General features: G+C 46.0%; 14 protein-coding genes. 5 read left to right on the top strand and 9 right to left on the bottom strand.

Annotated elements, in window-relative coordinates:
* Nucleotides 1–6 precede the first annotated feature (6 nt).
* From NF543_RS13205 to NF543_RS13230, 6 genes are all read right to left on the bottom strand, one after another.
* Entirely contained in the window at nucleotides 7–1,557 is a 1,551-nt protein-coding gene (locus tag NF543_RS13205) for an MGH1-like glycoside hydrolase domain-containing protein (RefSeq protein ID WP_257668612.1), read from the bottom strand.
* A gap of 119 nt (nucleotides 1,558–1,676) precedes the next feature.
* Complete coding sequence (locus NF543_RS13210; RefSeq protein WP_257668613.1) at nucleotides 1,677–2,690, bottom strand: zinc-binding alcohol dehydrogenase family protein; 1,014 nt, start codon at nucleotides 2,688–2,690, stop codon at nucleotides 1,677–1,679.
* A complete protein-coding gene (locus NF543_RS13215) occupies nucleotides 2,677–5,883 on the bottom strand; it encodes a glycosyl hydrolase (RefSeq protein ID WP_257668614.1) in 3,207 nt (1,068 codons plus the stop codon). The genes NF543_RS13210 and NF543_RS13215 overlap by 14 nt, the downstream gene beginning before the upstream one ends.
* A 75-nt stretch (nucleotides 5,884–5,958) precedes the next feature.
* Nucleotides 5,959–6,894, bottom strand: coding sequence for a dihydrodipicolinate synthase family protein (locus tag NF543_RS13220; protein WP_257668615.1), 936 nt, complete (start codon nucleotides 6,892–6,894; stop codon nucleotides 5,959–5,961).
* A gap of 475 nt (nucleotides 6,895–7,369) precedes the next feature.
* Entirely contained in the window at nucleotides 7,370–10,789 is a 3,420-nt protein-coding gene (locus tag NF543_RS13225) for a HEAT repeat domain-containing protein (RefSeq protein ID WP_257668616.1), read from the bottom strand.
* A 183-nt stretch (nucleotides 10,790–10,972) separates the two neighbouring features.
* Complete coding sequence (locus NF543_RS13230) at nucleotides 10,973–12,523, bottom strand: sodium:solute symporter family protein (protein ID WP_257668617.1); 1,551 nt, start codon at nucleotides 12,521–12,523, stop codon at nucleotides 10,973–10,975.
* 327 nt (nucleotides 12,524–12,850) lie between these two features.
* Here NF543_RS13230 and NF543_RS13235 point away from each other — a divergent pair, with 327 nt between their 5' ends.
* The gene (locus NF543_RS13235) at nucleotides 12,851–13,738 is read left to right on the top strand and encodes an AraC family transcriptional regulator (protein ID WP_257668618.1); all 888 of its coding nucleotides are present in this window, start codon (nucleotides 12,851–12,853) and stop codon (nucleotides 13,736–13,738) included.
* Between the two features lie 40 nt (nucleotides 13,739–13,778).
* Here the strand turns inward: NF543_RS13235 and gyrB are convergent, their stop codons facing one another.
* The gene (gene gyrB, locus NF543_RS13240) at nucleotides 13,779–15,737 is read right to left on the bottom strand and encodes a DNA topoisomerase (ATP-hydrolyzing) subunit B (protein ID WP_257668619.1); all 1,959 of its coding nucleotides are present in this window, start codon (nucleotides 15,735–15,737) and stop codon (nucleotides 13,779–13,781) included.
* A 272-nt stretch (nucleotides 15,738–16,009) separates the two neighbouring features.
* Here gyrB and NF543_RS13245 point away from each other — a divergent pair, with 272 nt between their 5' ends.
* The 3 genes from NF543_RS13245 (at nucleotide 16,010) to NF543_RS13255 (ending at nucleotide 20,376) form a co-directional block, all read left to right on the top strand.
* Nucleotides 16,010–16,609 (top strand): OmpH/Skp family outer membrane protein, encoded by a 600-nt coding sequence (locus NF543_RS13245; protein ID WP_257668620.1) that lies wholly within the window; start codon nucleotides 16,010–16,012, stop codon nucleotides 16,607–16,609.
* A 523-nt stretch (nucleotides 16,610–17,132) separates the two neighbouring features.
* Nucleotides 17,133–19,415: a glycosyltransferase family 4 protein gene (locus tag NF543_RS13250; RefSeq protein ID WP_257668621.1), complete on the top strand. Its 2,283-nt coding sequence runs from the start codon at nucleotides 17,133–17,135 to the stop codon at nucleotides 19,413–19,415.
* Nucleotides 19,366–20,376 carry a glycosyltransferase family 4 protein gene (locus NF543_RS13255; protein ID WP_257668622.1) on the top strand — a complete coding sequence of 337 codons (1,011 nt, stop codon included), beginning with the start codon at nucleotides 19,366–19,368 and terminating at the stop codon, nucleotides 20,374–20,376. The genes NF543_RS13250 and NF543_RS13255 overlap by 50 nt, the downstream gene beginning before the upstream one ends.
* Here NF543_RS13255 and NF543_RS13260 read toward each other — a convergent pair.
* Nucleotides 20,365–21,861, bottom strand: a complete 1,497-nt coding sequence (locus NF543_RS13260) for a glycoside hydrolase family 130 protein (RefSeq protein ID WP_257668623.1) — start codon at nucleotides 21,859–21,861, stop codon at nucleotides 20,365–20,367. The two genes, NF543_RS13255 and NF543_RS13260, sit on opposite strands and share 12 nt — an antisense overlap.
* A 245-nt stretch (nucleotides 21,862–22,106) precedes the next feature.
* Here NF543_RS13260 and NF543_RS13265 point away from each other — a divergent pair, with 245 nt between their 5' ends.
* Entirely contained in the window at nucleotides 22,107–23,009 is a 903-nt protein-coding gene (locus NF543_RS13265) for a magnesium transporter CorA family protein (protein WP_257668624.1), read from the top strand.
* On the opposite strand, the gene tsaB is transcribed toward NF543_RS13265, so the two are convergent.
* Complete coding sequence (gene tsaB / locus NF543_RS13270) at nucleotides 23,004–23,717, bottom strand: tRNA (adenosine(37)-N6)-threonylcarbamoyltransferase complex dimerization subunit type 1 TsaB (RefSeq protein ID WP_257668625.1); 714 nt, start codon at nucleotides 23,715–23,717, stop codon at nucleotides 23,004–23,006. The two genes, NF543_RS13265 and tsaB, sit on opposite strands and share 6 nt — an antisense overlap.
* Nucleotides 23,718–23,807: the final 90 nt, after the last annotated feature.

The following is a 23,807-nucleotide window of genomic DNA, read 5'->3' on the forward strand; positions in this document are numbered from 1 at the left end:
TGGGATTCACCAATCAACCGATATGGGTGTTAATTTCTCGCTAAACGCAACTTGTTTGCCATCTGCGAATACCCGCAGCCCCTTACCTTTTCCATATTTATTTCCATGCTCATCCCACAACACCGTCAGTAGCTTCCCTTGATATGGAACTTGGTCCAGGCAGAACCATTTCCATTTGCCCTTCGGAACCAACGGTTTCAAGACCAATTTCCCTTCATCGTTTGGTTTTAGCCCGATAAGGTCGTTGATGATCAAATCGATAAATCCAGAATGGTTGTAAAATTCACTTCTGGGATTGTCACCCTTAAGCCATTCACCGGTCACCTCATCCTGGTATTCTCCCAAATATAATTTGCCATCCTTTTGGTGGGATTCGGCATATTTGCGCAATTCTTCATAATATAGGGCCTTGGTCATGTCCCCATGATGCTTATAGGATGACAATAGATTGGCAAGTGCCTTGAGGGTTTGCGTAGAGGCAAAAGGCCACAATGCCCCATCCCATTCACATCCATGGCCCGAACCTCGTGTGCGGAATGTAGGCTCCCTACGTTCGGCTGTGGTCAATCCCCATGGAGCCTTAAATCCCATGGTGTCCATAACTTGACTCCATGCTTTGGCAAATTCTCCTCGGTCATCCACCATATTAAAATACCAGGGTATAAAGCCAATCGCTTCCCGGGGTGCCAAACTGCTATCCGCAGCCAGTTTTGTCCGATAGGACTTTCCCGCTGAATCCCATAGGTTTTCGTCCACCAAACGTTTAATTCGATTGGCTTCATCTTTATACTTTTGTGCAAGTGGTTGGTTGCCTACGATTGCCGCCATACGCTGCAATGCCACCGCATTGCCATACATGTAACTATTAATCGTGGGTCGTGCATTTTTTTCACGTCTTCCGCCACTAACGGACTCTTCCATGCCATCCTTGACGTCATGCTGCCAGAACAACCCATTATCCAGCGAACGGGTATCGACCCAATGCTGGTATTCCGTATCCAGCAAGGGCAATAAAGCGGTTAACTGCGCCGTATCTCTTTTGACTAAGTAATAGTTATACACGGCATCAGACAACCAGTTGCTGAAATTGTGGAATTTGGAATCCGGCTGTTTTTGTTCGTATTTAAGCCAAAAGTCAATATACTGATCGATGTAGACTGTGTTTTTCAACCAACGCCCCTCGTAGATGTGATGCCCTAACGCGCAACTGATGGAATTGAATGGCCCATCATGTTTTACCGGTGTGATGAATTCCGTAAAAATGAAACCCTGTGGGGTCTCTTTCAAATGTTTTCTGAAACTCCACCACCTGTAGTAATAAACTTCCGTCAGTTTATCATCCGGGCATTCAAAAAGCGGTATGTTTGATGCTAGCCAATCCAAAGATTGATCGTTTGAAATCAGGTTTACCACATGCTCTGCATCATCCACGTTGAACGATTCAACATGCGATTGCAAAATTTCCACATTCAATATATAGGGATTTTCTTGTGCGTTAGCGGACAAGGAAAATCCTACTATCAGGTACATCAACGCAAAAAAAACTACACTCTTCATGTTTATATTGATAACATAAGCTATTGGTTAGCTATTGCAATGCTAACATTTTAACCTCGGGCATTCAAAGAAAACCCAAAATAAATCCTCGCAATCGTTTCCAAGCCAAGAATTAAAAGCTAAGAAAAGGTAATCATGGCTTTTATCGTCTTGCTTTGTGGGTCCAAAAGATTCGGAAAAAAATCGGCGATTTCCTCAAAGGGAATTTTGTCTGTCACATACAAGTCGGGAACAATCCGTTTTTCCCGAAGACAAGTCAGTACATGTTCAAAATCTGCGACGGTTGCATTTCTACTGCTCATCAATGTCGCTTCCCGTTTGTGAAATTCCGGATGGTTTACCAGAATCGCGTTTTTTTGCAATCCAATCAGGACATACCTTCCACCATGCGATAAATACGAAAATGATTGATTGATGGCATATTGATTTCCAGTACAATCGATGATAACAGTAGGCATATCGCCATTTGTAAGTTCGCTCAACTGTTCCAGCACCTTGTCATCCCGGCCATCGATGGTGTGTGCTATTGAAAGCTTATCGCGGCAAAACTCCAATCGTTTGGGGTTGACATCCATGGCAATAATTTCTGCACCAGCAATCCTTGCCATTTCCATGGTACCCAAGCCAATTGGCCCCGCACCGACAACCAGCACGTACTCTCCAGGTGATATGGATGCCCTGCGCACACCATGGGCGCCTATGGCCAATGGTTCGACCAGCGCCAACTCATCATCGGAAAATCCGTTTCCGGCCACCAAGTAAGCGTCTGGCACTAGAAAATGAGTCGACAAGGCCCCATCGACATGGACGCCACATACCTTAATATCCGTGCAGCAATTGGGTTTTCCATTACGGCAGGCAATACATGATCCACAAGAAAGGTATGGCACGATCGTTACCCGATCTCCTCGGCGAAAGCCCTGCGCGGCGGTTTCAACGATTTCAGCAGAGACCTCATGTCCCAAAACACGTGGATAGTTAAAATAGGGCTGCGTGCCTTCGAAGGCATGGATATCCGTACCACATACACCGATCTGCCGTATCTTCAGTAGGGTATGCCCTGCCTTCCATAGGGGCATCGGGGTATCGATGTAACTAAATGTTCCCGGATTTATACAGCTAAGTTGTTTCATCGTCATTCTCCAGTAATAATGTAAAGTTGGTGTATAGCCCATAATCCAGGACATCATAGGACAGACCCGGTGGTTGCTTATCTGGTGCTGCCATAAACATGGCAGGTTGCGCTTGCCAATGGGATGGATTATTGTGATGCGGTCCCAATAAATTCTTGTGACTTCCCAAAACCGTTACCTTCACGACATTTTCGCCTTGCTTCAATGCCCCATTGATATCCAGCTCATATGGCGGCCAAGCGATAATACCAACTTCATTTCCGTTAACGGAAACGGTTGCAACGGTTCCATCCCATGCATCTAACTTGACTCGGGCTTTGGGATTTCCATTCTTCATGTTACGGTCAATATAATACGTTTGGGAGTAGGAAACGCCATAGGAATAAAATGGCAATCCCTGGCTGTGCCAGCTTCCCAATGTCAAGGGCTTTTGGTCTTCGATTCGCCAGCCCTTTTCCAGCGGGCTCAATGAAAACGCCCCCAAAAGGTACACCGATTCAAGTTCAGCATGGATATGCATGGGTGAAACTTCCAGGCTGATGGCATTCGTGCCTTCCTTCACCCATTCCCCAATATCAAATACACCGATTTCCTCATCCAACCACCATCTCCCCTCAATGGGTTTGACGGAATTTCCATTGATTTTAACATTCCAAAGTTGGGGCCTTTCGATAGCAAGTTTTAATGAATTTTTGACCTCTTGCTTGACCTCTCCAAGTTCGAACCTGAAAACAGCTTCCAATTTTGAGTTCGAAGGAAAATCGCCTTTGTCTAAAATATTTGTTTTGTATTGGACCGCTCTATGCCAAGGGTTGCCGTGCGAGAAGCCATAGTGTTTATAGCTTTCCATTCCAGCCCTTACGGCGTATTGTTCTGACGATACTTGCCGCCCATCCAATAGTAATTCCGCATAATCGAGCGTCAGTACATTGGATGTATCCCGGACAACCTGCATCTCGCCTATGGGAGTTGCTTCGCTATAGGGGATGGTATCGATGCTTTCTTGGTCAATCAGCGCTTCTTTTAATTTATTGTGGCTTACGAATAGGAGCATTTCACCTATCGGTGGTATGTCAGCATGAAAGGACAGCTTACCTTCTCCTTGGTATGTTACTGGATAACGGCTGATTTTACCAGTAAAAGCATCCAATAAGACGACCTCCTCCCCTTTTAATGTTATGGTCGCTTCGGCCGACAATGAATCGTCTGTATTGACAAGGAAAATAATTTCTCCATCCTGCAGTTGCATTCTTCGGTGAAATAAGTTTCCGGTCGCTGATTTGGTAACAACAAATTCCTCGGAAGACAGGTACTCAATCAACGGTTGGTCAGTCAGTCTTTTCCATGAAGCTTCAGTCGAGTTCTTCAATTCAATAACTTCGGTCGACTGCTTCCCATCCACATAATCAGGTATTTCACCAGCGAGGATCACTTCACCACCTTGTTCCAAATAACGCTGGAGAAGCACTACGGTTGACCTATCCATGCTTTCCATACCCGGAGGGATGACCAAGCGGCTATAGCTCCGTTGTGAAACCACCAGTTGCCCATTTTTAATATCCCCGAAAGCCGCGAGCACTTTTTCACTTCCAATATCATATTCGACATGTGCCTTTTCCAATTGAAGCGTAAATTGCTGGAAAGCACGGGCTATGCGCGCGAAACCATCATGATTGCCTGTCGGGGCGTGGTACATCCAAGCCGCACTTGTAGGGGCTAGCACCAGTGTGTTATTGATTTGCTCACCGGCAGACAGCACCCACGACAATCTTCCATAATAATCCCCTAAAACTTTGTAATGCTGCCACCATGGTTCATGGTAACTGAACGACTGGGGATAATCCCGTTTCCGCGCCCCCGCAATGGTCATCAGCGAATGGTGTTGGTTTAAAAAATTGACCCCCAGCACATACTGCCAATCTCCTATGCGCTTCAAGTCCTTAAAGGTTACATTCCACCCCGCCGCACCGTAACTCTCACTGATCGCACGTCTACGGCCCATCTGGTTGGCGATGCTACTTAATTCTCTTACGGCTCTTGCGCTCCCAAATTGCGATCCCACCGTGCCTACGGCCTGCTCATCATAACGGTTGAAGAGGATGTCTATGCCTGGTATATGCTGCCAAGCGGCCAACGCCACCCAATCTCCCCCGTTACGGGGGCTCGGCCAACCGTGCTCAAAATAATGCCCTGTCCACATCAAAGCATTAGCTTCTGCAAATTCATAATAGGGTTTGGCCCAACGGTCAACGAACATTTCGCCCAGCAAGGTATAGTAGTTGTGCCTTACCTGCTGCCATTCATCCCCCAATTCAGCCAACAGCTGGGGTAGCCTGGGTTTAAGGTCATACCCCCATCTTTTTTCAAAAAGCGGAAAAAGGTCCGGTGTCCAACGCACGCTATTGGGTTCCGTTGGGCGGATACGCGTCTCATCTGAAAAGGCCGCCGAGATGGTTTTACCAAATTCATGTCCAAGGCGTTCTTTGTACCCTTGGTAAGTGATTTCTAAAAATTTATCTGTAACCCCTTCATGCAATAGGTCTACATAAGCCTGCCCACCATACCAGGGATCGTTTGATTCATAATACGTTTTACTAAAGAGGTAGTACGCTCCTGTCTGCCCCAATTCGACATCCCCTTTATTGACGATTTCAAACGCGTTGTCTTTATGCTGGACAATAAATTCGTATTCCTCAAATGCATTGTCCGGCAGCTTGTTTGCCTTCTCCTGTTGATATCCATTACCATGTTCAATCGATGCCGGATATTCGACAGGTACATGGCCCCCGGCGAACCCACTGGGAAACGAATTTTCATCATAAATATTGATCTTCAGGCCAAGGCTCTTCGACTGGTCTACCGCGTATGCGTACAATTCATGCCATTGCTCGGATAGGTAGGGCGTGATCAACCCCATTCTTGGATGTATAAAAACCCCTCCCAAGCCTGCTTCTTTGAAATGCTTTAGGTCGCGATCAATCTTTTCCTTGGTCACCTCATCATTCCATACCCAAAAGGGCATGGTCCTGTATGCCGCTGGTGGATCTTCAAAAGCCTTGGCAACGGTTGCGAAATCCAAGGTTTCTCGAATATATGTCAATTCATGACGGTTCCCATCACCATGCTGGCAAGCACTAACTATGCATGCCAATAATACGGTGGAAAAGCAATTCCAAATCTTAGCATGTTCCATCGAACGAGGGTTAGTAAATATAAAATATGGTTTCAATCAAGCGTAAAATTAACATTTTTTCTTTTTGATAATTCGCTAAACGGCTAATTGAATGTTAATATCTTGATACAATGTTTCATAAGCGCCAGCCAATATATCCATTTTTGTTTTTACTTCTTGGTCAAACACGCCCATGAACCGTCTGGTAAACGTGGATATTGCCAGGCCCCGCTTCTGCAAAAAATATTTGGCTACCACAGGATACACGTCATGCATCACATCCATATGGTCAATGAAAAATTGCTGCACCCGACTGACCTGATCCTGCTGTGTGGGATCATCATAATGATTACACAACCATACGACTAATTCCGGGAAATAATTCCCCTGGATACAGGAGAGTCCCGCCGATCCGGCTTTCAGTGATTCCACGGCGTGCACCATATATGCATCATACAGCCCAAATCTGGGCATGTGTCTAGTCGATTCCAGTTTAGCTTTGACCAAATCGATGTCTAAGCAGGTGTCCTTGTGATAAATGACGCGTCCGGTATCTACGAAGTTACGGAGTTGTCCTGCCGGCAATATCCGTTTAAATGGGTCGGGGCATTCATAAAAACCAAGAGGAATATCATCCGTGTGCTCCAAAAGTCGATAGACCCGTTCTTCAAAAACATCGTTCATTTCTATTTCGGTAGCCAACATGTTGGTGATGACAATGGCCGCCTCAATACCGGTATCGTACATCCGTTTCACAAAATCGGCCTGTTCTCGGATGTTACCCCCAAAAGTGGCCGTAGCTACTACCGGAACTGTCCCCTTAACCACATCTACCACATGTTTGGTCACGGCCAAACGCTCTTCTTCGTTCATCTCAAACATTTCACTGGAAAGGCAATTGGCAAACAGTCCAGCGGCGCCGGCATTTAAATACAGTTCCGTCAACCGTGTCAGCCCATTATAGTCCACCGCTCCGTCTTCTTTAAAAGGAGTAAGCATCACGGGGATGAATCCTTTTCGTTTTTTGCTCATTAAGTGTGTTTTATACAGTAATTGCCTTATAATTGATTTTAAACAAAGATAGGATGGTGTATATTGGCTATTCTATATCAAATTGGCGGGGTATTATAGGATGTTATCGAAGTCGATGTTTGAAGTTAAATTTGCAAAATTCTTTACAACAGTTTATATTTGAATAATCATCTAAATAGGGTTTTATCTATAATATTGGAAGTTGGTATACGGATGACGCAGATTAAGCAGATAATCGCCTATTTTTGATTATTTTGTGGACAGACGTTAAAGAAACATCATATTCTTTCTAGAGAATGACAATGCATACGATATACCCAAGCAGGTACTTTCGGGTATAAGGTGAACGATACCCTCAGGAAAATCCGGCGGTTCAAGGAAAAAATGGTCAAACACAAACTAAATGATTAGGCTGCCGGCCTCACTATCCCACACTCATGGCCGCGTATAGACCGTTTTAAGAATATTTACCCTATCAATCGTCGTGCGTAAGCGTGGCCAAAAAGCTAACCACATCACGTATCTCCCGTTTTGAAAGGATGTCCTTCATGTCCAACATACTCGACGGGGAAAACGTCTTTTTCAGAATTTGGTCCTGAGGAATAACTTGGTCGGGACCTTGTCCTTTTTTGATTCGTACATGCTGCTCGTTTTCCCCTTGGAAAATACCGGAAACGGTCGTGCTATCCTTCAACTCCAAAATGACCACACCATACCCCGGCGCCATGCGTTTGCCAGGGTCGATAAGCGACTCCAGCAACTGTTCGCGCGATAACCGGTTAGCAACCCCATTAAGGCGTGGCCCTGCATTGCCCCCACGGTCGTCATATGCATGGCACTTCATACATTGCGCCTGCCCATGTTGGAAAAAAACCCGCCTTCCGCGGTCTGGGTCCCCTCCTTCTAAACTGCTTGCGTAGGAAGCCATCAATTCATCGGGCGAGATGTTGCCGCTGATACTTTTATACCGGCTGATTAACTGTTCTGAACGCGCACTATCCAATGCTTCACCCAATTCTAAGTAGATCGCCGAACTTAGCGTACCTTGCTTCATTTTATCCAGCAGCTTTCCGAATACCTCTTCCGTTTGGGCAACAGGTAATCTTCCTAACGTAACGATGGCTGCCTGTTGCTCCGCAAGGGTTCTGTTGGCTATCACATCGGCCAACAAATTGACCATCACATCAGGAGATATGCTCATGTGTTCGAGTAAGTCGAGTGCAGCAACGCGTACCGTAATTTCGCGATCTGCCAGAGCCAACTTGATCGCTTCCTCTTGCTTGGGATCTCCCAACGCTACCAGTGCATTGAGACTTGCCACCCGCATGGTTCCGTCACGATCGCCTTTTAAACCCGCCAAGAGTCCAGCCGATGCTTCCTTGATACGCAGCTTAGCGGTCGCTTTTGCCGCGCTGAGCCGTACAGGTAGTTCCCGATCGGTAAGTAATGCGATCAATGCGTCTGCTGCATGACGGGTAAGCACATCAGCGTCTCGTTCTACCACCCCTCTGTAGCGTCCATCTACGCGGTCGAGCACCGAGGGCTTGGCCCATACACTTATCGCGTCAACCGCTTCTGCCCGCATCGGCGCGGGGCCACCTACCCGTTTGGCATAATCAATCAACTGTTGAAGATTGCTTTCCTTACCAACCCGTAGGTTGGCATTGATAGCACGCCGTACCAAGGCTTCGTTGGTGAACGTTGTGGTAACCAAAACGTCGGCAAGGGCAGGTAGCGCTCCCGGAATGGAAAGGTCATCATTGATTGCCCGTGCGGCCTCGGTAACAATAAATTCATCGGAATCATTCAGGAAAGCAGCAATATCCGGATTTCCCATTCTTCTGAGTGCGACCACTGCCGCTATCCGAAGCGCACGCGACGAGTGAGTGGCTAATGCCAGTACAGGCTCGACCTTACCTATGCGCGCAAGGGCCAAGCTACCTGCATGCCTGAGATACGCATCTTCGTCGTTATTGGCTTCCAACATGGCAATAAGCGGCTGTACGGCTGGTTGGTGAGCTATCCGCCCCAACGCTTCGGCGGCAAAGAAACGGGCACGGCTGTTGGTATCCTTTAACAAGGGCATCAATGCGTCCCCCGCATCGGCATACCGGATATCGCCCAGCCATTTGGCGGCCTGGGCCCTGATTTCGGCATCGCCATCGCTGAGCAAGGGAACCAATAACGCACCGTATTGCTCATCTTGGCGAGCCAGTTGGCTGATGCCCCAAATGGCGTGTATACGCGCCAACTGGTGATCGGTTTGCCTAAGGCTTTTCTTAAAGGTTTCCACGCCTTTTTCTCCACGCTTCACCAGTTCAAATTGCGCCTTTTGCCTCACCCGCATATCTTCATGGTTCAGCAAATCACCAAGTTCCGCGGTCTGAAAATCCGTGAAATCGGCCGCCAACAACGACTTTACCCTTTCTCGCATCGCATTGGATGCAGCATCTTGGTGATCGAGCTTCCAGATACGACCATAATCGTGAGTATCCCAGCCATCTATCCAGTCGGCCACATACAGGGAGCCGTCCGGACCGAAATCAAGACCAGTGACCAACACGCCGCCCAACACCTTTTGGTGGTCACCCAACTCAAAACTTGCGCCTTTTGGTTCCAGCTTAAAACTATGGACACCCGAACTGGCTGGGTTGCCCACAAATTCGGCAACGAAGAATGTATTTTTATATGCCGGACTCAATGCCGTGCCTGGATTGTATACTATACCGGCAGGGCCGTTTACGAAATTGCTGATACAAGGGGTGATGTAGGCTGCCTGCCCTTCAAAACGGGGCACATACATTTTTTCATCCATCCATACCTTATAGCTGTTGTTATTCGGATCCCTATATTTGCCATACTGCCAATTACTGCGCCAGCCTGCATCCGACCCGTTTACAATATAAACCAGCCGTTCCCGCTCGCCGGGGTGGTCGCCATCATTGTCTTCGCTGATGATATTGCCATACTCATCAAACACAAATTGATGTGTATTGCGGAGCCCGTGGGCAAAGATTTCAAAATCGCTTCCATCGGGATTTGCCCGGGCAATGACCCCGCTATTCGGATGCTCCCATTGCTTTCCGTCTTGGTCCTTACCGTTGAAACCAATGTCGCCGATCTGCCAATAGAGACGGCCGTCCGGGCCCATCTTTACACCTGACATGCCATGGCCACCGAAACCGATATGGACACCATATCCATGCGATATCGATGTTTTCTCTTCATAGATACCGTCTTTGTCCTTATCGGTCATCCGCCAAAGATCAGGCGCCACTGCTACATACAGGTTTTCCCCATCGGCATACACTCCACCGGCCACATCTGTTATCTCTTCATGGAAATCATCCACGACCAACTGTACCCTATCGGCTAACCCTCCACCGGAAACATCGTCAAGACGGTATACTTTTTCCCGCTCCACGGTCAGGTCCCGCCAATCGTGCGAGCCATCGCCGTTCAAGTCCGCAAGCCATAGGTTCCGATCGCTGTTTTCAGGCGAAAGCTCTTCGCGCAGGAATGCCCTTCGGTCTTCCACTGTCTGCAAGCTGATCGAAGGGATTTCCCAATCCCGGTGCCCGCGGATATCAAATTCCGAGTTCTTCTGCCTATCGGTAGTGGTATAAAACACCCTACCGTGGTCATCTACATCAATAGCAATGGGTGAAATGACCAATGAATCAATGCCCCATAGCTTCAATGTCATTCCTTCAGCAAGTTCGGGTCTTACGGTCGCTTCAATTTTTGCCGCTATTTCAGCAACCTGGGTTGAATCCATTTGTGTTATACGGAGGTCAATAGGTTTCCGCTGGCAGCTTTGTAAGATCAATACAGCCATAAAATAGCCAAGCAAACATATCTTGACAGCTGCAGCGGAAATGGCATTTTTCTTCATTTGATAAATCGAATTAGTATGTTCAACTTTTAGACGCGCTAAATATAGTTATTGTTTGTTAAACATTTAATTGGGAGTAGGAGAAAGATATATGAGAATGCATTTTTAGGTGTGTTGTTTGGAGACTGAAAAAAATATTCCCTTATTTTACTGAATTTGCCCCGGTGAAAGATCCATTTCAAATCACCGTTTCCTTAAATTCGCTAAGAGTGATCCCACTAACGAGATGACCAACGTGCCCACCACGATGATCATGTTGGCATGGAGTGGATACCGCAGGTAGGAATATTCCCCCGGTACGAGGTATGAAAAAGTCATCCACAAGATCGCCAGTACACCTACAATCACGGCAATGACGGCATCGCTGTTGCCGGCTTTCTTGCTGATGATGCCCAGTAGAAACAATCCCAGCATGCCCCCAGCAAAAATACCCGACAGCTCCCACCATACGTCTAAGATGCTTTTGACACCGATCATGCTAATGCCGGTAATGATTCCTAACACTCCAAATACTGCAGTTGCAATAAATAGTACGCGCAATGCTTGCTTGTTTGTACTACTTGGGTGGATATAACGCTTGTAAATATCTTCCGTAAACACCGTAGCGGAGGCATTCATTCCCGAACTAATGGTACTCATGGCTGCAGCCATGATTGCTGATATGACCAATCCTAGCAGACCCAAAGGTACTTTGCTCACCATAAAGTGCGGCATCACCTTATCGCCATAATCTTCGGCTTTCAATGTGTTGGACAAGGCCACTACCTCGTCTTGACTAGCGCCGGAAGGGAGGCGTTCCGCCGCGGCTTGCAAACGGATGGTATCCGTCAATTCGGGGTGTTGTACGTAATAAGCGTATAGTCCGGCACCAATGATGAAAAACAAAAGGGAAATTGGAATATAAAGTCGTACGCAAAGCCACACCGATTTTGCCGCTTCCTTGGCAGACGTAGCGGCATGATATCGCTGCACATAATTCTGGTCCATCCCAAAGTTGTTGAGGTTGATGAAAAAACCATACAACAGTATCACCCAAAATGATGGCCTGACAAAATCCAAATCCAAGGTGCCCAAACTGAATTTCTTATCACGCATACCGATGTCGATGATCTTTGAAACACCTCCATCCACATTGGTTATAATCAAATATAAAATCAGCAGCCCTCCAAATGTGAGCAATACACCTTGTACCACCTCAGTCCATATCACGGCTTCGATGCCACCCATGACCGTGTATACGACGATACAGATGCCCGTGACCATCATGATGGTGGTCATATCGTATCCGGTAAGTGCCTGTAGGCTTAGCGCTATCCCAAAAAATATGGATCCCATACGTGCCAATTGAGTGAGTAGAAAACACACCATGGCATAGGTCCGTGCCCAGGCTCCGAAACGATGCTCCAAATGACTATAGGCGGACACGCCCCCTGATGTTCGGTAAAACGGCACGAAATATTTCACCGCAACCCAAGCGGCAAGCGGCATGGAAAGGCTAAACACCAATGCATTCCAATTGCTCCCAAACGCCTTGCCGGGAACACCAAGGAATGTATTGCTGCTGAGGAAAGTGGCATAAAGGGAAATTCCTACTGCCCAACCGGGTATCATGCCTGATGCTTTGGTAAACTGTTCTGAACTCTTGTTCTTTCGTGAAAACCATACGCCTACCAAGATCATGGCAATCAGGTACAGCACGATAATGGCTACATCAAGTAGAGGAAGGCTATGCATGGTTTCTATGAATGACTGGGTTATTCAATTTGGTATGTATTGGTTATTCTTGAGAGGCAAATATAAGGGTATGCGGATATAATACGATATAGGATTTTTCCTGCTCCTTATAGGATGTTGCCGTCTTTCCCTTCCGTCGCAGTAACATTGTGTGTGTTGAAGATTATTGCCGATTTATTATACAATCTTACCATTTTCTTGGAAATGGTGTTTCCATTCCATATCTTAGTATCCACAATGTGGAAAGCATAATCCACATATGGTATAAAACGATTATAAACTATTCCTTTCATTCGCCAACGAAAGGAAAAACAACGCTTACATATCATGAAACCGCTTTTCCATAAGGTTCCTACCCAAATTCAGTCATCATTCAGCGTACGCCATGATGTACAGCCGAATTTCGGTTCGTTATGGCATTACCATCCAGAATTGGAATTACACCATGTCATTAGGGGCAAGGGGGTGCGTTTCATCGGTGATAATATCGGCAACTTCTCGGAGGGTGAGGTATTGTTGTTGGGGAGCAGCCTTCCTCACATGTGGCAGTGCAATGAAGAATATTACCAGAACCATCCGGAACGTAAAGTGGAAGCCATTGTCATCCACTTCTTGCCCGACTGCCTTGGTCGTGATTTCCTGAACTTACCTGAAACCTACCTCATTCCGAAGTTATTTGAAAAGGCCAGAAGGGGGATGAAAATCATGGGAAGAAGCAGGGCAAAGTTGACAGAACTGATGCAAAAGGCTACACTTGCCACAGATCTTGACCGGTTGATTACGCTCCTTGCCATCCTCAAAACACTTGCGGAGACAGAGGAATATGTCCCCATAGCTTCCGCACATGCGTTTTACAAATCCAATGAAATGGATGCGGTACGTCTCAATAAAGTATGTACTTATACCTTAAGCAACTATAAACAAGAAATCAGCTTAGTGGAAATCGCTTCAATAGCCAACCTCAGCGTCACTTCTTTTTGCCGGTATTTTAAATTGATGACTAAGAAGACCTTTTATGATTTCCTCATTGAAATACGGGTGAGCCATGCTTGTAGATTGCTAGTGGAAGACCTATTGCCGACCGAGGTCATTTGTTTTGAATGTGGCTTCAATAACGTCTCCAATTTCTACAGGCATTTCAAGAAAGTGACCGATATGACACCGCTAGAATATAAGAAGAAGTACCTGTATAGCAAAATAGCAGTTAGCTATTAGGTGTTAACTAAGGTTAACTGCCAAATCCTATGCTTGCAAACTAGGTATCAATCTTCGCGTATTTGGCATTGCGTTCAATGAATTCACGCCTTGGCGCCACTTCATCGCCCATCAGCATGGAGAAGATCCGATCACACTCCGCCGCGTTTTCTATTGTTACTTGGCGTAAGGTACGTGTCTCTGGATTCATGGTAGTGTCCCAAAGCTGTTCAGCATTCATTTCTCCAAGGCCTTTGTAACGTTGTATGTGCACGCTATCTTCCTTGCCCGCTCCTTTGAGGCGTTGTACGGTGGTATCCCGTTGGTCGTCATTCCAGGCGTAGGCTTGTTCTTTGCCCTTTTTGACCAAGTATAACGGAGGTGTGGCAATGTAGACATAGCCGTTTTCGATGAGCTCCTTCATATACCGGAAGTAGAAGGTGAGGATCAATGTGGTGATATGCGAACCATCCACATCGGCATCCGTCATGATAATCACCCGGTGATAACGGAGCTTATCGAGGTTAAGTGCCTTGGCATCCTCATCTGTACCGATGCTTACACCCAGTGCGGTGAACATGTTCTTTATTTCCTCGTTCTCGTAAATCTTGTGCTCCATGGCCTTCTCCACGTTGAGGATCTTTCCCCTAAGCGGCAATATGGCCTGAAATTCCCGGTCGCGACCTTGTTTGGCCGTACCACCGGCGGAGTCACCTTCCACGAGGTATATTTCACATTTTTTAGGATCACTGTTGGAGCAGTCTGCCAACTTGCCCGGCAACCCGCTTCCGCCCATTACGTTTTTGCGTTGCACCATATCGCGAGCCTTGCGGGCCGCTGCACGGGCTTGCGCTGCGACGATGACTTTCTGCACGATGGTTTTGGCTTCCCTGGGGTTTTCCTCCAGGTAGATGCCCAATATCTCGCCCACAGCCATATCCACGGCCCCCATCACTTCGTTGTTACCCAACTTAGTTTTGGTCTGCCCCTCGAACTGTGGTTCGGCTACCTTCACAGAAATGACGGCGGTAAGCCCTTCACGGAAGTCATCACCCGTGATTTCCACTTTCATATTCTTAAGCAAACCTGATTTGTCTGCATAGGCTTTCAACGTACGGGTAAGCCCCCTCCTGAAACCGGCCACATGCGTTCCTCCTTCAATGGTGTTGATGTTGTTCACATAGGAGTGCACGTTTTCAGAGTAGGTTTCATTATACTGCAAGGAAAGTTCCACAGGGATTCCTTGTTTTATGCCTTCCACATAGATGGGTTCGGGGATAAGGGGCTGGCGGGTGCCATCTAAATATTTCACAAATTCCCGCAATCCACCTTCCGAATAAAAAACATCATTCCGCAGTGTGCCATCTTCCTGTTCCTCACGCTCATCCAGCAGGGAAAGGCGTATTCCCTTGTTCAGGAATGCCAATTCGCGTACACGACTTGCCAGGGTATCGTAGTTGTATACGGTAGTCATGGTAAATATCGTGGGGTCGGGGTGGAATGTCACTTTCGTTCCGGTACGGTCGCTCTCACCAATGGTCTTCACGTCATACATCGGTTTACCCTGCTCATATTCTTGCTTGAAAACTTTTCCATCGCGGTGCACTTCCGCCACCAATAAGGTAGACAGCGCATTGACACAGGATACCCCTACACCATGCAGACCACCCGACACCTTATAGGTATCCTTATCAAACTTACCCCCTGCATGGAGCACCGTCATCACGAGTTCCAAGGCGGACTTATTTTCTTTCTTGGTAACGCCCGTGGGAATACCCCTGCCATTGTCTTCCACGGTGATGGAATTGTCTTTATGGATCACTACCTGAATATCGTCGCAATAACCAGCCACGGCTTCATCAATGGAATTATCGATCACTTCATATACTAAATGATGTAGGCCTTTGACGCCTGTGTCACCGATATACATGGAAGGCCGTTTGCGAACGGCCTCCAATCCTTCCAGTACCTGTATATTATCTGCTGAATAAGTTGATCTATCTTTGTTTTCTTCGCTCATTATTGTTTTTAAATTCGGTGGCCCAAAAATACGAAAAAAGTGCGACAAAATGAAATAGTAGATATGTGGGTTTTAGATCGCGAATGACACGGATTGAGTGGATAAATGTCGGTTTTTTTTGTTCGTCGCTGGCTGACAATAAGACCTTGGTAAACCTGCGCAAATCGGCTGGATCTGCGTCATCTGTGTTCTATCTTTCTCAATTTACTAAAGGAAATGTGGGATTTTTATCTTAGGTTTGCCCCTTGAATTAGAAAAAGATCAGTAAAGATATGAATAACGCATTCGCATTTATTGCAAAAGCTGGCATATATGTGCTATTGGCCACCATAGTGGTGTCCTGCAGCAATCCGGGGACTAGCCCTTCCACAGCTTCTTCAACCGGGGATTCCATCCAGACAAAAGTCGAAAGGATCGTTTACGTGAACTCCGACACCTTACTTGAAAAATATGAGTATTTCAAAGAAATACGGACAAATCTTGAGGCAAAAGCAAAGAAAGCCCAGGTCGACTTACAATCACGCAGTACGGCTTTCCAGCGAGAAGTGGCAGATTACCAACAAAAGGCCCCTACGATGAGCGCTGCTGACAGGCAAAGTACAGAGGAACGTCTCGCTCGTAAGCAGGACGAACTCGCACGTCACAACCAAAATGCCAGTGCTTCATTTGCGCAGGAAGAAGCTTCTGAAAACGAGAAACTGTATTCAAAAATAACGGATTATCTCAAAAAACACTCGAAATCAAAAGGATACAAGTTGGTGCTAACTTATTCTACATCAAATCCCACTGTTTTATATGCCGATGATAGCTTGGAGATAACCAATGAAGTGCTTGACGCATTAAATGCGGAATATAAAAAAGAAAAGAAATAATGTATCCGGGCATTACGATGCCTGGCAGCAATACTTCAAAGGCGACCTATAGGTCGCCTTTTCCGTTCATGCATAGCTTTAATCCCTTCGTTGCTTTTCAGCCTGTTTCTCTTTCTTCTCTGCCCTTTTTTCTTTGAGGCTCTTTACAGCAGCTTTCTTACTGCTATCATTCTTTGATCCTTTGTCTTTTGCCATGATACAACACTTAAATTCATTGGTAAGATAAGGTATTTTTAGCGGAATGCAGCAACCGAATGGAAATATTTCATACTTTTTCATTAATAGACATGAAATTCGCCGGGTGTTTTTGGCGCGTTTCAACCTACCGTTTAAAGCTACAGTTAAATATTCCCCCCTATATTATTGGAATTCTACCGGAAAGTCACTATATTTAGCACCAATGCATTCCTAAGATTGGATACTCCCCCCGAACAAGTATCCTTCTTAAGCAAACAAATTCACAAAGATTTGCTTATTATGATATAAATTAAATATTAACAAAAATGGTAAGAGGACTCCGGCTATGAAGATTGTACTAATTGGCACTTATGAACCGCGTCAATGCGGTATTGGTTCATTTTCGAAGAACTTATTTGACGCTATTTCGGCTGTGAATGATGATCATGCGATTGAGGGAGTGGTGGTGGCCATCAATGGCCCCGATAGCGAATATGACTATCCACCAGAGGTAAAATGCGTCATCCATCAAGACGACCATGACACTTACCTAAAAGCTGCCGAATTTATTAATCAAAGTGGTGCTGATGTTTGCATTGTCCAACATGAATACGGTATTTTTGGTGGACAGAATGGGGTATATATCCTTTCCTTACTGCACAGCCTAGCTTTACCGGTAATAGCGACATTCCATACGGTATTGAAAAAACCATCTTATAACGAGCTCTTAATCCTGAAAGAAATCATCAAAATTTCCCGGAAAGTGGTGGTGATGGCCGACAAGGCCGCGGAATTACTCCAACAAGTTTATGATACACCTACCACCAAAATTGAGATGGTACCCCATGGTGTGCCCGACATTCGGTATAATACCACGGCGGTACGGGAGGAATTGGGACTTGCTGACAAAAAGGTACTATTCACTTTTGGATTCATCGGGCGTAATAAAGGTATTGAGACCGTTATATCAGCCTTGCCGGAAGTAGTGTCCGCGTATCCCGAGGTGGTATATATTGTCTTAGGCAAGACTCATCCCAATGTTGTCAAGCATGCTGGAGAAGAATACCGCTTGTTTCTCCATAGGCTGGTTAAAAAGCTCAATCTTGAAGAGCATGTAATTTTCATGAATCAATATGCCTCGCAAAATGATCTATTCAAATATCTCAGTGCGTCCGATATATACCTTACCCCCTATCTCAATGAAGTACAGGTTACCAGCGGCACGCTATCGTATGCGGTAGGGGTCGGTTCTGCGGTGGTATCCACCCCTTATTGGCATGCTGCGGAGTTATTGTCCAAGGGGCGGGGCAGGTTATTTAATTTCAATGACGACAAGCACTTGGCGGAGGTATTGATGGATTTGCTTCGTCATCCTCAGAAATTGGACATCATGCGACAAAAGGCACATGAATATGGGAAGTCCATCACTTGGCCTAAAATCGGGGAGCGGTATCATTCGCTTGTTCAGGATATCATTGACACCACTAGCAAAACAATCCTCAAAAAGGATCCGGCGCTGGACCGCAGCATCCTACCCCCGTTGCGACTCGACCATATCGAACGGCTCACTGATAATACCGGCATATTTCAGCATGCCACATATGGCATACCAAATTATCATGAGGGATATTGCCTCGATGACAATGCACGGGCATTGCTGATGGCGTTGATGGCATACCGACGTACGAAAAACGAAACGGCGTTGAAATATATCCCCATCTATCTCGCATATATCCATTATGCACAAAATGCCGATGGCACATTCCGCAATTTCATGGGATTCGACCGTAAATTTCGAGATGAAGTTGGCTCGGAAGATGCGTTTGGCAGAGCGATATGGGCTATCGGATACACGTTGGCCCATGCTCCAATGGATGGTTACTTCCAAGTAGCCCGTCGGATATTCTTCAAAGCTTTACCGCAATTTGAAAAATTGCAGTCCATTCGAAGTATCGCGAATGTCATCCTTGGCTTGTACCACTATTTGAAAGACAATCCTTCTGATGAAGGTATGATGGAATTGACGCGAAAACTTGCTGTCCGCTTGCTCAAGGAATACGAAGCACATCGAACGGATGATTGGCATTGGTATGAATCGTTACTGGCATATGACAATGCCTTGTTGCCTCTTGCTATGTTGCGTGCCACTGAATTGTTAAATGATGCTGCCATCCGCAAAGTGGCCTTTGAAAGCATGGCTTTTCTGGAACACCACACATTCCAGAAAGGGTATCTCAATCTAATTGGAAACGAAAATTGGTTTAGGCAAACCGGCGTTAAATCTCAATACGACCAACAGCCTATTGATGCCATGGCTACGGTATTGATGTACCTTCAGGCCTATAATAATACAGGGGATTCTCATTACTTAAACCTGTTGTATACTTCTTTTATGTGGTTTTTGGGAGAAAACGACTTACATGTCAGCCTTTATGATTTCGAAACACATGGCTGTTGCGATGGATTGGAAAAAGATGGCATCAATCGTAATCAGGGAGCAGAAAGCACATTGGCTTACATCATTTCATACTTAGCCATACAACATACGTTTGAAAAACCCTACAGCGAGCTTGTACAACATGAAGATAGCGATATTGGCTCCAATAGCTTGGCGCACGCCACCTCGTAAATATGGCCCATGGGAGCAGGTAGCTTCTACACTTACTGAAGGCTTGGTAGAAAAAGGGTTCGATGTAACCCTTTTTGCTACAGCAGATTCCATCACCAAGGGTAAGCTGAGGCATTGTCGTCCTACCGGATATGCAGAAGATTCCTCACTAGACCCGAAAGTAGCCGAATGCCTACACATTAGCCAACTGATGGAAGCGGCAGACGAATTCGATATCATCCATAACCATTTCGATTTTCTGCCTCTTACCTATTCCGGGCTGATCAGCACGCCGATGGTGACCACTATACACGGATTTTCATCACCAAAAATAATTCCCGTATATAAAAAATACAATGCCACCTGCCACTATGTTTCCATCAGCGATTCGGACAGGTCCTCCGAATTGGATTACATCGCAACGGTGTATAACGGTATCGTTACCGCCCAATTCGATTTTATATCGAACCCTGATGATTACTTATTATACTTTGGAAGGATACACCCAGAGAAAGGGGCACATCTTGCTATTGAGGTGGCCAAACAATCGGGGAAACGGCTTGTCATGGCAGGTTTGGTTCAGGACGAGCATTATTTCACGACGCACGTATTGCCTCAGATAGATGACCAGCAAATCCAATATGTAGGCAACGTCGGACCTAGTGAAAGAAACCAATTATTGGGTAATGCGTTAGGATTGCTGCATCTCATTAATTTTGATGAACCCTTTGGATTGAGTGTGGCTGAAGCGATGCTCTGCGGCACACCAGTGGTGGCGATTAACAAGGGAGCGATGTCCGAATTGATTGTGCACAATAAAACCGGATTTTTGGTCAGCAACGTGGAGGAAGCTATCGAAGCCGTTAGAAATATCCCCCAACTTTCCAGGGCAGATAGCGCCCAATGGGCTCATACCATGTTCTCTCAAGAGAACATGGTAGATCGCTACATTCATGTATACCAGCGCGTGTTATCCTCCTGAAACTGTATCGACATCGAGAAGCTTGGCTAATAGCTCTTCAACATTGACAATGGCGTATGTAGAGGCATAGTCAGACATGGCATAAGGGATGATCAAGTCGCCATCGTAGAGATAAGCCCCACAAGAATACACCACGTTGGGGACATAACCTTCTCGCTCCTTCCTATTGGGCGAGAGCAATGGCTCCTTAAGCCGACCTATCTCCTGTTCAGGGTTTTCCAAATCGAGCAACGACACACCAAGCGCGTATTCCCGCATTGGACCCACACCATGCGTGATTACCAACCATCCAGCTTCCGTTTCCAACGGTGAACCGCAATTGCCCATTTGTACCAATTCCCATGGGTGGTTAGGGGTCTGTATCAGCTTGGCTTCCCGCCATACATTGATATTATCTGAATAGGCAATGTAATTGTTCACGCCGTCTATCCGGCAAAGCATGGCATACTGTCCTTTGATTCGTCGTGGAAACATTGCCATACCTTTGTTCTGTGCAATATAGCCATGAATGGGCATAACCTTAAAGTGCCGGAAATCTTCGGTCATCAGCAGTTTGGGAAGAATGGAAATCCCGTCATATGCCGTGTAGGTGGCGTAATAGGTGACATCTCCATCATCATCGACAAAACGTACAAACCGTGCGTCTTCGATTCCATTCTTTTCCGTTTCAGCAATGGGGAATATCACACGTTCGCATACCGCGGTGTCGGCCGAAAACGTCATCTCATAATGGGAAGATGCCAACCAGTTTACCTCTTGTAAAAAGGCTAGGTTTTCTTGTCGGGGTTCCAACTTAATCTGTACTTCCTTGAGGCCATGCTTCAATTCTTCATAAGTAAACGTACTCTGGAGCTGGTCGCTAATGATTTCGTATGCTTCATCGTTGCGATAGCCGCTGTCGCTCCACATCTCCCTCAATTTGCGGAGGAAAGATTTCTTATGGTACGTGTGGTTTTTCACATGTTCCGGTACTTCCAGCATCCTGCCTGGAGGCTCTATATCAATATCCCTATCTTTGCCCAGAATTCCCTGCCTGAACACGATCGATGAGATATGCCCTTCTCCGGTAGCCCTAAAGCTGATAATTACGCGCTTCTGCCCTGGCGCGACTGAAGTCTGGTCAGGGTGCTCAATGATGGAAGGATTGAAAAAGGCGGCGGCCTCTATGGAATATTCCATGGTAAAATACGATCCAAGGAGCATTTTCAAGTGTTCCGGCAATTTAGCATGATCGATCTCCATTTGTTCCATCAAGGGCTGAAGGCGCTTGAAATGGCTAGTAAATATTTTCTGGATGCTACGGTGCCGCCTTGAATATTTGCGCAACACTTGGTTAAGCACTTCTTGCTGCTTATTATCGGAAAGGGCCAGCACGGCTTTGATTAGTCGCTTTGACCGCTCTTCCCCACCAAACAGATACCTTGCGATAACCCTACTTAAATCCGGTTGAAATATCTTCTCTTTCCTCTCTACTGTTACTGGCATCTGTATCGTTATTTATTGATTTTTGGTTTGAAGATAAATTGACTGGTAAAACCATACTGCTCGACAGCGAACGCCGCTATCGCTTCGATGACAAAAAAAGCATTTTTTCGAGAAAAATCATCAAAAAAGCCAAGTTTTTTTTAGACATTCGGTTATTCACTTGATAAATCGTTCCTTATAGGAATCTTTACCTTCGCATTAAACACGGAAAATAGTACATTCCATTATTTTAAAGAGCATTCACCATGATTCAATCGCTGGCATCAAAAGAAATAAATGGATTTAACTGGGTAGACCTGTCATCACCAAGTAATGAGGAAATTAGAGAAGTCGCAGAAAAATACACCTTGCATGAAGCATCCATCAAAGACTGCATGCAACCTGACCATTTGCCAAAGTACGAAATATTCGACAACTATACCTTTGCCATTTTCAGGGTGTTGGCTGCTAACCCGGTTCGCGAGGCAGACACCATACAGGAATTGACCAACAAAATTGCGATTTTCTTCAATGATGAGTATCTCATTACTATACATAGGACCGAACACGACCTGATAGACCTAGTCAAAGCCAAACGTATCGATACCGGCCAGTGTGATCATACGTTGTATCTGCTCAATTCGTTAATCAGGGAATCCATATTGACATTTGAGCAACCTGGCTTTGAGCTATCCGAATCGTTGGATTACTATGAAGAGCGGGTTTTCTTGAGGCAACGGAAGGCCCCTATCCTGCGTGGACTCTATTTTGTGAAACGTAAAATCGATGTCATTAGGCGGGTGATGCTATTGTCATATGAAATCATAGATAATATCGATTCATCTGAACAACGTAATGTGTATACCCGCGATCTCCGCGACCTATATATCCGTACGCAGACATTTTTCGACAACCTATCGGAAAACACCTCTCAACTCCTGTCGATTTATTTTTCTATCGCCTCACAACGCACCAACGAAATCATGCGTGTACTGACCATTTTTTCGGTATTCTTTATGCCCCTTATGTTCATTGTGGGTATCTATGGCATGAATTTCAAATTCATGCCCGAACTGGCTTGGTATTATGGATATCCGGCCGTGATGCTCCTTATGATATTGATTTCCATAGGGATCTACTTCTGGTTCAGAAGAAAGGGATGGCTATAAAGGGCCAGGTTGTGATTTTGGCTTTGTCGCCACAAAATCCTTGAGGTAATAAGGCTCGAAATAGGCGACGTCTACAAACGCCTTGTCCATGAATGCCTGGTAGGCCAGCCGACTTTGGTGACGTGCCGAATTTTTAAAACCGGTCACGACCTGGACGTTCTTCTCATCCGCAAACAGCTCCTCAAATTTATCCGCCCCGCTTCCGAATAAGATAAGCTGCTGGTCTGGGTCAAGGTGGTCGAACGATTGTCCGTCAATAATATTTGCGGCAACAGGGAAAATCGGCTGCAGTTGTTGGTCATAAACGGATGAGTATACTTCCATTCGACGTGCGTCCACCATTGGGCAAAGCCAAGCGTTGGCGGCATCATGCCCCATATTCCTTTCAACGAAGCCTTGTGCCATTCCAGCAAGGGTATCAATGCCAATAAGTGGCAAATCCGTTGCATAGCATAATCCCTTGGCTGTGGACACGCCTATACGCAAGCCCGTATAGGATCCAGGCCCCTTGCTTACGGCCACCGCAGCCAAATCGGCGAATGATAGACCCAACTCACGCAATAGCTCTTCCACCAGCAGCGTGAGTCGCGCGGCATGCACATTGGGTTCGTCGATATCGCGGAAGGCCGTGGTATCACCATTGGCCGATAGCGCTACGGAACATACTTGGGTGGCGGTTTCTATTTGGAGAATATGGTGGGTGGACATACTGCCGCGAAGTTAGTGTTTTTTTGGATAGTGACGGAACACGGATGACACTGGGTCCACAATCCATGTCTTTTTCGCAAAGCACGCGGA

It is taken from the genome of Parapedobacter tibetensis (assembly GCF_024704835.1).
GTDB classification, from domain to species: domain Bacteria; phylum Bacteroidota; class Bacteroidia; order Sphingobacteriales; family Sphingobacteriaceae; genus Parapedobacter; species Parapedobacter tibetensis.